Genomic DNA, 12661 nt, shown 5'->3' on the forward strand with positions numbered 1-12661 from the left:
ACGAAACGCCGGAGCCTTGCGCAGAGTCCGAGGCGTCTCGTCTCGCTTCGCTCGCTCAGCGACCGGAGAACGACAAGGAGTCCCGATGGCCGAGACCCGCACCTACTCGCGTGTGGCGGTGACGGATGCCGCGGCATCCCTTCTTCGTCAGCTCACGGTTCAGCACGGACAGCTGATGTTCCACCAGTCCGGCGGCTGCTGCGACGGCAGCGCGCCGATGTGCTTCCCCGTCGGCATGTTCATGATCGGACCGTCGGACGTCCGGCTGGGCGACCTCGACGTGGGCCTGGACGACTCCGTCGAGGTCTTCATCTCGGCGGCGCAGTTCGAGTACTGGAAGTACACGCACCTCACGATCGATGTGGTGCCCGGTCGGGGCGCCGGGTTCAGCGTCGAGGGGCCGACCGGCAACCGGTTCATCATCCGCAGCCGCATGCTCGACGATGCCGAGCTCGACCACTTCGGCCTCCGCGGATAGCGCGGCCCACTCGTCGAGCGCGTCGAAGCGCCGGGCTGGATCGCCGTCAGTGGGGCATCACGGCACCCGACGACGCGATCGGGCCCGCGCTTCGACACGAGCCCGCTCGGACGGCTCAGAGCCAGCCGTTCTCCTCCGCGATGCGGGCGGCATCGGCGCGGTTGCGCCCCTCTGTCTTGCCGATCGCGCTCGACAGGTGGTTGCGCACCGTGCCCTCCGACAGATGCAGGATGCGGGCGATGTCGGCGATCGACCCTCCGGTGCGTGCGGTCGCGAGCACATCGGTCTCGCGCTCGGTGAGCGGCGAGACGCCCTGCGCGAGCGAATCGGCCGCCAGGGCGGGGTCGACGACCCGCATGCCCTGGGCGACGCGGCGCACCGCGTCGGCCAGCTGCGCGGCCGGCGTGTCTTTGACGACGAACCCCGATGCGCCCGAGCGCATGGCGCGCGCGAGGTAGCCGGGGCGGCCGAAGGTCGTGACGATCAGCACCCGGCACGACGGCATCGCGCTGCGCAGCGCTGCGGCCGCGGCGATCCCGTCCATGCCGGGCATCTCGATGTCGAGCAGGGCGACATCCGCCTGCGCATCGACGGCAGCGGCCACGACCTCGTCGCCACGGCCGACCTCGGCCACGACCTCGATGTCGCCCTCCAGCCCGAGCAGGGCAGAGAGCGCACCGCGCACGAGCGCCTGGTCATCGGCGATGAGCAGCCGGATCACAGCGTCACCTCCAGCCGGAAGCCGCCGAGGTCGCTGCGGCCGACCGCCAGGCGTCCGCCGGCGGCGTCCACTCGCTCGCGGAGGCCGGCGAGTCCGGTGCCGGCCTCGCCCTCCACCGGCCCGATGCCGTCGTCCTCGACGGCGATGCGACCCGGGTCGAGGCGGATGCGGCACCGCGTCGCGCGGGCGTGGCGCACGACGTTCGTCACGCCCTCGCGCACGACCCACCCGGCGAGCTCCCGGTGCTCGGGCGCGACCGCGTCGGTCGTCGCCGGGGCGTCGAGGACGATGTCGACGGCGGCGAGGGCCACCCGCGCCGCCGCGAGCTCGCCGCTGACGCTGACACCGCGGAAGCCCGCCACGGTCGCCCGCACATCGGCAAGGGCGCCGCGCGAGAGCGCCTCGACCTCGGCGAGCTCGGCCTTGGCGCGTTCGGGGTCGGCGTCGACGAGCCGACGGGCGAGCTCGGTCTTGACCGTGATCACGGTGAGCGAGTGCCCCAGGATGTCGTGGATGTCGCGGGCCACCCGTCCCCGCTCGCGCTCTGCGGCGAGGCGCTCGACCTCGCGCTGGGCCGCGCGCATGCGCGCCAGCGAGTCGATCGACCGCATGAACGCGGCCATCATCAGCGAGATCGAGGCGATGATGGCGGGGACCCACAGCACGTCGGGGTTCCAGCCGGCGTCGATGACGTCGAACAGCAGTGCGAGGCCGGCGAGCCCGAACACCGACATCCAGGTCACCCGCCACGGCAGCAGCGCGGTCGCGATGACGACGCCGACGTACGTCCACAGGGCCCCGACACCCCAGCCGAGCCACGGCCAGAGCAGGAACGACAGCGCGAAGACCGCGAGGATGGGCAGCGCACGCCGCATCGGCCGCAGCGTCCAGTTGATCGGCGTCGCGACGAGGAACGCCAGCGCATACACGCACAGCAGCGTGATCCCGGCGACGGTCGACGCCGTCGTCGGGGCGGCCCGCACGATCTCGGTGCCGGCGCTGAAGACCCACAGCAGCGACACGCCGCCGCCGACATACCAGCGCAGTGCCGGCATCGACCAGAGCACCGACGGCACCGTGTAGCCGTCGATCGGCCGGGTCCCACCGGGCCGCATGATCCACAGCGGCCCCCAGGACTGCTTCTCCGAACGGTCGCTCACAGCCTCACCTCGCCTTTCACCCTAGGGCGGCTCCACCTCTTGTCGACATCGCGGTTTCTCGCCGAACGACCACGTCCTCGACGTCGATGACATGCGTCCTCGGCGAGAAGCCGCGTACTCGGCGTGGCCTGCCGAGTGAGAGAGAAGTGGATGCCGGCGGCCCGGGCCGCCGGCATCCACTTCTCGACATCACACGCGCTTGGTGTCGCGACGGAAGAAGAACACCGTGCCGGCGATGAAGATGCCGAGCCACACGATGGCGTTGATGAGCGCCAGGGCGTCGAACGGGGCGCCCGTGAGCGGCTCGCGGGCGATCTCGCTGATGCCGTAGACCGGGGTGAACTTGGCGATCACCTGCATGAAGTCGGGCATCGTGCTGATCGGGTAGAAGAGCCCGCCGAGGAAGGCGAGCACCACGATCGCGAGGCTCGTGATCTGGGCCACGTTCTCGCTGCGCACCATGTAGCCGACCATGAGTCCGAGCGTCGTGAAGACGGCGCCGGCGAGGAGCCAGGCGGCGAGGCCGGTGGCGATCCACTGGATCGGCGAGAGCTGGATGCCGGCGATCGCGGCCGCCGCGTAGGTCGCGACGATCGCCACCACGCCGAACAGCATGCCCGCGATCATCTTGACGATCACGTTGACGAACGGGTTGAGGGGAGTGAGGCGCAGCTGGCGGCTCCAGCCCTGTGCCCGCTCGACGGCCACGGCCGCGCCGGTCTGGGTGGCCGACATCATGGCGCCGTACATCGCCATCGACACCATGATGTACGCGGCGACCGAGGGCCCGCCCTGCGCGATCGGGGTGGCGGTGAGCTGCGTGTCGCGCATCGGCAGGCCGATGATGATGAACATCACGACCGGGAAGGCGATCGTGAAGATCATCGTGCGCTTGTTGCGCAGCTTGCGCTTGAGCTCGATGCCGAGGTACGTGAGGTTGAAGCCGCCGAAGGGCGGGACGCGGCGGTCCAGCTGCACGCGGTCGGTGGTGGTGATGGCGGTGGCGGTGGTCATGACTTGTCCCCTTCCGAGGTGAGGGCGAGGAACACGCTCTCGAGGTTCTGGGCGGTGATCTCTAGGTCGCGCGCCGCGGTCTGGGTGAGCAGGTGCCGGGCCACCGCGTCGGAGTCCTTGGTGTGGACGGCGATGCGGTCGCCCTTGGTCTCGACGTCCTCGACGCCGGGGAGTGCCGCGATCGCCACCGGGTCGGCGCCGGGGAGGGTGGCGTGGATGATGCGGCCCGACACGAGGTTCTTGATCTCGGCGGTCGTGCCGTCCGCGACGATGCGGCCGCGGCTCATGAGCACGATGCGGTCGGCGTACTCGTCGGCCTCGTCGAGGTAGTGGGTCGCGAACAGCACCGTGCGGCCGCGGGCGGCGTCGGCGCGGATGGCGTTCCAGAACGACCGGCGGCCCTCGACGTCCATGCCGGTGGTCGGCTCGTCGAGGATCAGCAGACCCGGGTCCGACAGCAGCGCCATCGCGAACCGCAGCCGCTGCTGCTGGCCGCCCGAGCACAGGCCGACGAGCCGGTCGCCGATCTCGGAGATGCCGGCGCGCTGCATGACCTCCGTGACCGGGCGCGTGTCGGCGAACAGGCTCGCGGTGAGGTCGAGCGACTCGCGGACCGTGATGTCCTTCAGCAGGCCGCCGGTCTGCAGCACCGCGCTCACGAGGCCGTGGGCGATGGCCGCGCGCGGCGACTCGTCGAACACCTTCACCGTGCCGGAGCCGGGCTGCGAGAGCCCGAGCATCATGTCGATGGTGGTGGTCTTGCCGGCGCCGTTGGGGCCGAGGAACGCGACGATCTCGCCCGGTCGCACCTGCAGCGTGACGCCGTCGACGGCGGTGACGGCGCCGAAGCTCTTGCGCAGATCGGTCGCGTCGACGGCCCAGCGCGGGGCGGCGGCCGGCGCGGTCCGCGTCGCCGTCGTGGTCTGTGTGATCTCCATGTCTTCATGGTTCCGGCCCGGGGTGTTGCGGCCCTCACACGTGCGTCACGACGTGCCCGTGACATCCGTCATGGGTGGACCCGGTGCGGGGACCGGGCTGGACGCCGAGCGGCCGGCCCCCTCGTGAGGAGCCGGCCGCCCGTGGCGGGTCGCGTCGCTACTTGCGGACGGACACTGCGGTCGTCTTCACGACACCGGACTGGATGCCGGTGACCGCGACATCGACGCTCTTGGCGCCGGCGGGCACCGTGAACGATGCCGTCGCGGCGCCGTCGACGACGTCGAGCGTCTGGGTCTGTTCGCCGAACGCGATGGTGACCTGGCGGTCGCCCGCGAAGCCCTTGGCGCTGACGGTGACGCTCTCGCCGCCCGAGGCCTTCGCCGGCGTCTTGACCGACGCGCGCTTGCTGAGCGACGCGGTGTCGAGGGTGAGGCCGAGGGTGCCGGTGATGGTGCCGAACGTGTCGGTCTGGTCGGTGAGGCCCACCACGTTCGCGGCGCCCGGACCGTAGCCGGCGATGCGCAGCTGCGAGCCGGTGTGCTGCTGCGAGCCGCCCGCTCCGGCCGTGCCGTACGAGATCTTCATGACGCCGCCTTCGAGGGTGGTGACGGCCGTCGACAGCGAGGTGGGCGGCGTCGAGTCGACGATCTGGCTGGAGTGCGCGTGGTCGGCGGTGACGATGACCAGCGTGTTCTCGTCCTTCTTGGCGTACTCCAGCGCGACCTGCACGGCCTCGTCGAGGTCGAGAGTCTCGCCGATCTGGCCGCAGGCGTCCGCGGCGTGGTCGCGCTTGTCGATCGACGCGCCCTCGACCTGCAGGAAGAAGCCCTTGCCGCCCTTGGCCTGGTTCGAGCCGGCCGACAGCAGGTCGATCGCCTTCGTGGTCAGCGAGGCCAGCGAGAGCGCGCCGTCGAGGCGGTCGGGGTTCTCGGTGCACGACACGGGGGTGTTCGCTCCGCCGACCGTGGCCGTGGTCGACGCGAAGCGGGTCGGGAAGTTGCCGTCGGTGAACAGGCCGAGCAGCGGCTGCGACTGGTTCGCGGCCGACACGGTGCCGAGGCCGGCAGCGTCGGTCACGACCTGGTAGCCGCGGTCGGCAGCCTGGTCGAGGAGCGTCTGACCTTCCCACGGACCGGCCTTCGCGGTCTGGCGGAACGACGCGAGGCCGCCGCCGAGCACGACGTCGGCGCGCGTGTTCAGCAGCTGCTCCGAGATCGAGCCGAGGCCGCCGGCGACGAGGGCATCGTCGCCGCACGTGGTGCTGTCGGGGCCGTAGCACGAGCGCGCGTCGACGTGCGCGACCTGGACGGCGGGGGTGGCGTCCTGGATCTCGGCGGTCGACACGTCACCGGTGCGATAGCCGTTGGCCTTGGCGATCTCGAGGATCGATGCGAGCGGGTTGCCGTCGACGTCGACCGAGATCGCGTTGTCGTAGGTCTTGCTGCCGGTGGCCCATGCGGTTCCGGTGGCGGCGGAGTCGGGGACGTAGTCGGGCAGGCCCTTGCGCGGGCCGCTCTTCTCGACCGAGTACGTCGTGTACTGGCCGGTGAGGGGCAGTGCGTCGATGCCGGGCAGCTCGCCGCCGGCGCCGTACTGGTAGTTGCGGGCGATGGTGATCTCGGAATCGCCCATGCCGTCGCCGATGAGCAGGATGACGTTCTTGGCCTTGCCGCCGACGATGGCGTTCTTGACTTCCTGGGTGCGGTCGCCGGTGGCGCGGTGGGGGTCGGCGGTGACAGCGGCGACAGCGGCGCCGGACGCGAACAGCGTGCCCGCCGTGACGACGGCCGCGGCCGTCATGACCGCACGGCGCCGGGCGCGCGAAAGAGGGAGTTTCATGGGGAGGTCTCCTCTGGGGATGTGGGAAGCGCTGACGGATCAGCGGGCCCAGACGACTCCCTCCAGGCGACACCGGGGTGAACGGCGGTCGACCGCACAGTGTCCAGTGGATGCCCGGCGAGTGGATGCCGTCAGCCGGCCGACGCGCGGCGCGGGGTGGCGGCATCCACCGCCAGGATCAGGCGCTGTCGCGGATGTCGCGCGCGAAGCCGGCCGCGTGCTCGCGCAGGGCGGCGATGCGCCGGTCGCGTGCGGCCGCGACGTCGAACCCGAGATATGCGGGCGGCACCGGACGGCGCACGTTGACCGAGCACTCGAAGTTCTCGCACAGCAGTGTGCCGACGGTGTCGCCGTTGCGACCGGCCTTGCCGGCGCGCTTGGCGCTGAACATCACGACCTCGTTGGGCAGCGTGACGTCCTCGCACCACGAGCACTGCGCGCGGGTGCGGGTGCGCTGCTCGGTCTGGCGCAGCAGGATGCCGACGGGTCCGTCGTCGATCGGCACCACCATGAAGCCCGCGAGGGGCTGCTTGGGGTCGCGCCAGCCGAAGTAGTCGAGCTTGTCCCACTCGATGTCGCGCAGGTCGGGGACGATGAGCGAATTGCGTTCGCGCAGAGAGGCGTTGATGAAGGACGTGCGGATGTCCTTCTCGGTGAATGCGTGCATGATTCCTTGATTCACGAGGGATCGCCGGTTTCGGCGAACGATGGGATGCCGCAAGCCGACGGCCTGCGGTTGATGCGGGCGCGTCACCCGTGGTTCAGGACCGGGCGACGCGCGCAGCTACATCCCCTCGGCGCGCCTGGCGCCGAGGACCCCCTTACGCCCGCTGGGCGTCGTGATCGTCGTATGCACGCCCGACAGCATACGCCGATGCCCCTCCGTGAACACTCGGAGGGGCATCGGCGCCATGCATGGGGTCAGTGCCGGCCGTGACCGGCGCCGGGGGCGCCGTGAGGCAGACGGTCGAACTCGAACGCGCCGAGATCCGGAGCGGCCCCCGAGTATCCGAAGCCCAGGTCGACCCCGCGATCGATCAGGGCGCTGCCGGGTGCGGGACGCATGTTGGGGATGTCGGGCAGGCTGCCGTCGCGCTGACGCGGCGCGTCCCAGCCATCGTGCGACACGCTCAGGAAGTCGTCAGCGCTGAGCTGGAGCCCGAGATCCCACGAGTTGTCGGACGAGTCGATGCCGTCCAGGTGCTGAAGGCCGCCGGTGCCGAACGACACGTTGTTGCGCAGGATGCCGAGATCCAGCTCGGAGCCGTCCGGTGCGACTCCGAGCATGTTGTAGTTCGCGCCGTTGTCGAACGAGGTGTTGTTGTACACCTCGTCAGCCAACGGGTGGTGGTTGGCGTAGATGCCGCGCAGCGTGTTGTCGAACGCGACCGAGTACGTGAGGGTCACCCGCACCGGGTTCGGGTCGTACTTGCCGCCGTAGCCGCCGAGCTTGAACCCGGTTCCGTTCCCGGATGCCGCGTGCTGGTCGGTGCCGTAGACGTAGCCGTTGTGCCAGGACCACGAGCGGGTGACGGTGACCGGCGTCGCCGAGCTGATGAAGTCGAATCCGTCGTCGGCGTTGTTCCACGCACGGTCGCCTTCGAACAGGTTCTCTTCGTCGGTCGGCGTATCGGTGTGCGAGCCGAATCCGTCGGCGTTCTGCCCCGCGCCCGTCTTCGAATACGGATCGTAGTTGTCGTGCGAGTCGCTGTTGCGGACGACGTTGCCGCCGCCGTCCTGGATGAACAGACCTGCCCCCATGTTGTGGTGGATGTCGAGCTGGTCGAAGAGGTTGTCGGAGCCGGTCACCCACACCCCCCACGACTCGTTGTTGAGGTTGTTGTTCTGGCGGGCGCCGGTGATCTCCAGGCCTCGCAGAACGACGTTGTCGGCGAGCACACCGACGCCGATGATGCGGCAGTCATCCAGCACGCCCGAGAAGTCGAGCACCGGCGTCTCGTCGTGGTAGGCCTGGTACGTGATGGGCCGGTCGGCCGTACCGCTCGCGGTGAGCGACACCACCTGCACCCGGTCGGTCTGGCTGACGCAGTCGGCCACGGCGTCGGTGAACGCGTACCTGCCGCCGCGCAGATACACGGTGTCGCCGGGAGCGACGAGCTCCTGCGCATGTGCGATGGTCGCGAACGGGTGACGCATGTCGCCCGACGCCGCGTCGTCCCCGTCGGGAGCGACGTAGTACGCGGCCGCGCCATGCTGAGCAGCCGCCGGCAGGGCGTGAGCCGGGGCCGTCGCGACGAACGGGGCGAGCGCGAGCGCGGGGACGACGGCGAGTGTGATGGCCGCTCTTCTCACAGCGTCCGGCCTGGGGGAACGATCAGGAAACCGCATGATTCACCTCTCTGTGACCGCGGTGGGGAGTGCCGCGGTGCCCGAGAGTAAGCGCCGCTGCGGGGCTTCAGACACGCAACGGACAAGAACGAACAGGAGACATCACCGGCCGAACAGCGTGCTCACGAAGGCGCCGAGCAGGCCGAACTGCGACAGGATCCAGAACAGCGCGAAGACGCCGATGACGATGATCGCCGGCCACGGCACGCGCTGGCGCAGCCGGCGTCCTTGCGGGGCCACGCCCGGCGGCGGGCGCAGGGCGTCCAACGGCGCGACGAAGGGGACGGAGGATGCCGCGGCCGCCGCCACGCCCGCGGCCGACGCCGTCGCGCTGCCTGCGCCGACGCCATCCGGAATCGACGACGAGATCGCGGCGAGCCGATCGTCGCGCCAGCGCGCCCACTGCGCGAACTTGTCGAGCAGCGCGCCGACGACCGAGAACAGCCAGGCCCACGTCGCGGGGTCAGTGGTGGAGAACTCGCGCCGGCCGTAGAGGAACAGCCAGTCGTCGACGATCTCGACGTCCAGGGCGGCGGCGTGGTCGATGAAGCGCGCCATGATGTCGGGCGTGAACAGGTACAGCGCGTCGGTCTCGTAGCCGGCCGGGCAGTACAGGTCGAAATACCGGTCGAAGTCGCCCTCGAGGCTCAGCCGCTGCCGCTTGTCGAATGCGGCCGGCAGGTTCGAGCCGAACAGCGAGTTGTTGCTCGTCGCGTCCAGCACGATGTTGGGCAGAGGCACGTCGAGCTTGACGGCGACGTAGCCCCAGTGGTGAGTCTGCTGCTCCTTGCCCGAGCCGGTCGTGTACTCGTAGTTGCCGAACTCGACGAAGCGCGGCCGATCGCCGCGCACCAGGTCGGTGGCGTTGCGCGAGCTGCCGAGGGAGAAGATCATGCCCGGAAGCCCCGGGGCGTCGATCCGCGGCACGTACGACATGCCGTTCGCCCGGGCGAAGCGGTCGAGCCGGTAGCGGCGTTCGTCGCGTGCGCGGTTGCCGCGGACTCCCAGCACGATCACGAGGGCGGCGACGCCCCCGAACAGCAGCACCGGCACGACCAGCACGGCCGCCGCCCCCGCGAGAGCCGCGAAGTCGCCCTGGAACAAGGCGCCGATCGCCGCGAAGACGGCGCCCAGGATCGCGATCCCCACCGTGCCGAACATCAGCAGCAGCACGAAGCCGATGACCACGAAGATCACGACAGTGGCCACCGGTGTGCCGGGGAGCCGGCCGGTTCGCGTGAGCTCCTTCACGAAGGCGCGCGCCGCGCCGCGCGGCACCGGCTCGACGAGCGGCCGCGCGTCGAACGCGGGCGGGGCCGGGGGGAGGCTGGTCATGCGGCCACGCTACCCGGGCGCCTGGCATCCTCACTCTCATCGGTTATCGATAGCATCGATGACCGGCCCGCGCCGATGCGGGACCTGGCGAGGAGGACCCGGAATGGACCAGGACGTCGAGACCCGACCCCGAGAGTACGAGCGTTTCGAGAGGCCGGTGCCCGACTGGTTCCGCGACGCGAAGCTGGGCATCTTCGTGCACTGGGGTGCCTACTCGGTGCCCGCATGGGCAGAGCCGATCGGTGCGCTCGGAACCATCGACGACACCCGGTGGTATCGCCACAACCCCTATGCGGAGTGGTACGCCAACACCATCCGCATCGCGGGCAGCCCCGCCGCGGAGCATCATCGGGTGAGCTACGGCGGGCGGCCGTACGACGACTTCCTCGACGACTGGACGGCCGACCGGTTCGACGCCCGCGCCCTCGTGGCGCTGTTCGCGCAGGCCGGCGCTCGCTACGTGGTGCCGACCACGAAGCACCACGACGGCATCGCCCTGTGGGATGCGCCGCACACCGGCGACCGCAACACCGCCGCGCGCGGTCCGCGGCGCGATCTCGTCGGCGCGTTCGCCGAGGCGACCCGTGAGGCCGGGCTGCGCTTCGGCACGTACTACTCCGGGGGCCTCGACTGGCACGCCGGGCCCGCTGCGCCCATCGAGTCCGACGCGCAGCTGGTGCCGCCGGCGGGCGACGACTACGCCCGTTACGCCCACGACCACGTCGTCGACCTGATCGAGCGGTACCGTCCCGACCTGCTGTGGGGCGACATCGGGTGGCCGGCCGCGGGTCACGCGCCCGGGCCGTTCAGCCTGGCCGACGTGTTCGACCGCTTCTACGCGGCATCGCCCGACGGTGTCGTCAACGACCGGTGGGGCGGGGTGCACGCGGACTTCCTCACCAGCGAGTACGAGCACGGCCGCTCCAACGAGGGCGCTGCCGCATGGGAGAACTGCCGCGGCATCGGGTACTCCTTCGGCTACAACCGCCTCGAGGGCGAGGAGCACAACCTCGACGGCCCCGCGGCGATCCGGCTCTTCGTCGACGTCGTGTCGCGCGGCGGTAACCTGCTGCTGAACGTCGGGCCGACGGCATCCGGGATCCTCCCCGCCCCGCAGCAGGCGACGCTGCGCGCGCTCGGCGCGTGGAACGCCCGTCACGGCGACGCGGTCTTCGGCTCGCGCCCGCTGACCGGGGCGCCGGCATCCGACGGCCCGTGGGTGCGCTGGACGCGCACCGGCGATCGGGTGAACGCCGTGATCGACGCGAGCGGGCGGGTCGAGATCGCGAGCCCCGCGGGAGTGGATGCCGCCACCGCCGTGGCGGTCGACGGGACGCCCGTGGCGGCAGAACGTCGGGGCGACGCGCTCATCATCGACGTGCCGGCCGAGGCGACGGGGCCGGCCGTCGTGAGATTCCTCACATTCTGAGGTTCGCATTGTTGATAACCGATTATCGATTAGTGTATGTTCGACCCGTCCCGATGATGTGCCCACGAGAGGATCGACGATGATCAGCAGACGTACCCTCACCGCAATCGGCGCCGGAGCGGCCGCCGTGACGCTTCTTGCCGGCTGCTCCTCCACTCCCGAGAGCGGAGGTGAGAGCAAGGACGAGAAGATCCAGCTGCGCGTCCTCGTGAACGTGACGCCCAACCTCACCGAGGACTGGTGGAACGAGCTGGTGGCCCCGTTCGAGGAGGCCAACCCCAACATCGACGTCGTGATCGACAACCCCGGTTCCGAGGGCGTCAGCGCGGCGGTGCCGCGCCTGCTCGCCGCCGGCCAGGCGCCCGACATCGTCGAGTCGGTCGCGCCGTCGCCCGACCTCGCCGAAGAGCTGGTCGACCTGTCGGACTACGACTGGGCCACCGGCGGCCCGCTCGCCGACCAGTACTCGATCGACGGCAAGTACTACATGGCAGGCGTCGGCGTGCAGCTGCAGAGCCTGTGGTTCTACAACAAGGACGCGTTCGCCGAGGCCGGCATCGACGAGGTCCCGACCACCGTCGACGAACTGACCGACGACCTCGGCAAGCTCAAGGACGCGGGCTGGACGCCGATCCTCACCGGCGGCGACTGGATGTCGAGCTACGCGCTGCAGACGCTCGCGCTTCCGTCGGTCGTGGGCGACAACCCCGACTGGTACGCCGACATGAACTCCGGCAAGACCACCTTCACCAAGAGCTACGGCGACTACACCGACCTCTACGCGGACTGGATCGCGAAGGGCTACACGAACGCCGACGCGCTCGGCGTGAAGTACGTCGACGCCGAGCAGACGTTCCTCACCGGCGGCGCCGCGCTGTACCCGATGGGCAGCTGGTTCGTCGGCAGCGAAGCGAAGGCCACCGACCCGGCTTCGATCGGCGTCTTCCGCGGTCCCGCGGTCGACGGTGTGAAGGACCCGGCGATGGGCGCAAACATCGCGAGCCCGTACGTGATCATGAAGGAGTCGAAGCACCAGGATGCCGCGGCCAAGCTGGTCGAGTGGCTCGTGACCGATCAGGACGCTGTCGAGAGCCAGCTCGAGGTCGACGGCAACTACCGCGACGGCTACTCGTACGACATGACCGACCTCGGCAACGAGCTGCTGCAGATCGTGTCGGACACCCCGGCGTCGTCGTACACCCCGACCGGTGGCGGCTACGGCGAGAAGAAGCTCCCCGACGGCTACTCGGGCGAGATCAACACGCAGACGCAGGCGCTGCTGGGCGGTACGCCTGCTGCCGACGTCAACAGCTCCATGGACGCCTGGTTCCTCGCCAACGCCCAGTGAGACCTGCCGCCGCGCCGGTGACGCGATGAGCGCTGCCGAGCCGGCGCGG

Annotated in this window: 11 protein-coding genes; 3 read left to right on the forward strand and 8 right to left on the reverse strand. The window is 70.3% G+C overall.

What is annotated here, in order from left to right; translation table 11 throughout:
* Positions 1-85 precede the first annotated feature (85 nt).
* Positions 86-478, forward strand: coding sequence for a DUF779 domain-containing protein (locus tag ABEA46_RS00110; protein ID WP_345542281.1), 393 nt, complete (start codon positions 86-88; stop codon positions 476-478).
* Between the two features lie 115 nt (positions 479-593).
* Here the strand turns inward: ABEA46_RS00110 and ABEA46_RS00115 are convergent, their stop codons facing one another.
* The 8 genes from ABEA46_RS00115 to ABEA46_RS00150 all read right to left on the reverse strand — a co-directional run bounded on the left by ABEA46_RS00115 (position 594) and on the right by ABEA46_RS00150 (position 9835).
* Complete coding sequence (locus tag ABEA46_RS00115) at positions 594-1199, reverse strand: response regulator transcription factor (RefSeq protein ID WP_345542282.1); 606 nt, start codon at positions 1197-1199, stop codon at positions 594-596.
* Entirely contained in the window at positions 1196-2359 is a 1164-nt protein-coding gene (locus tag ABEA46_RS00120; RefSeq protein WP_345542283.1) for a sensor histidine kinase, read from the reverse strand. Before ABEA46_RS00120 ends, ABEA46_RS00115 begins: the two co-directional genes overlap by 4 nt.
* Before the next feature lie 189 nt (positions 2360-2548).
* The gene (locus ABEA46_RS00125; RefSeq protein WP_345542284.1) at positions 2549-3373 is read right to left on the reverse strand and encodes an ABC transporter permease; all 825 of its coding nucleotides are present in this window, start codon (positions 3371-3373) and stop codon (positions 2549-2551) included.
* The gene (locus ABEA46_RS00130) at positions 3370-4311 is read right to left on the reverse strand and encodes an ABC transporter ATP-binding protein (RefSeq protein ID WP_345542285.1); all 942 of its coding nucleotides are present in this window, start codon (positions 4309-4311) and stop codon (positions 3370-3372) included. The genes ABEA46_RS00125 and ABEA46_RS00130 overlap by 4 nt, the downstream gene beginning before the upstream one ends.
* Before the next feature lie 157 nt (positions 4312-4468).
* Positions 4469-6151: an alkaline phosphatase gene (phoA, locus tag ABEA46_RS00135; RefSeq protein WP_345542286.1), complete on the reverse strand. Its 1683-nt coding sequence runs from the start codon at positions 6149-6151 to the stop codon at positions 4469-4471.
* Positions 6152-6329: 178 nt separating this feature from the next.
* The gene (locus ABEA46_RS00140) at positions 6330-6818 is read right to left on the reverse strand and encodes an FBP domain-containing protein (protein WP_345542287.1); all 489 of its coding nucleotides are present in this window, start codon (positions 6816-6818) and stop codon (positions 6330-6332) included.
* Between the two features lie 254 nt (positions 6819-7072).
* Complete coding sequence (locus ABEA46_RS00145) at positions 7073-8464, reverse strand: right-handed parallel beta-helix repeat-containing protein (protein WP_345542288.1); 1392 nt, start codon at positions 8462-8464, stop codon at positions 7073-7075.
* 138 nt (positions 8465-8602) lie between these two features.
* Complete coding sequence (locus ABEA46_RS00150) at positions 8603-9835, reverse strand: hypothetical protein (RefSeq protein WP_345542289.1); 1233 nt, start codon at positions 9833-9835, stop codon at positions 8603-8605.
* A gap of 103 nt (positions 9836-9938) precedes the next feature.
* Here ABEA46_RS00150 and ABEA46_RS00155 point away from each other — a divergent pair, with 103 nt between their 5' ends.
* A complete protein-coding gene (locus ABEA46_RS00155; RefSeq protein ID WP_345542290.1) occupies positions 9939-11264 on the forward strand; it encodes an alpha-L-fucosidase in 1326 nt (441 codons plus the stop codon).
* A gap of 79 nt (positions 11265-11343) precedes the next feature.
* A complete protein-coding gene (locus ABEA46_RS00160) occupies positions 11344-12612 on the forward strand; it encodes an ABC transporter substrate-binding protein (RefSeq protein WP_345542291.1) in 1269 nt (422 codons plus the stop codon).
* Positions 12613-12661: the final 49 nt, after the last annotated feature.

Source organism: Microbacterium jejuense (assembly GCF_039544225.1).
In the GTDB taxonomy this organism is placed as follows: domain Bacteria; phylum Actinomycetota; class Actinomycetes; order Actinomycetales; family Microbacteriaceae; genus Microbacterium; species Microbacterium jejuense.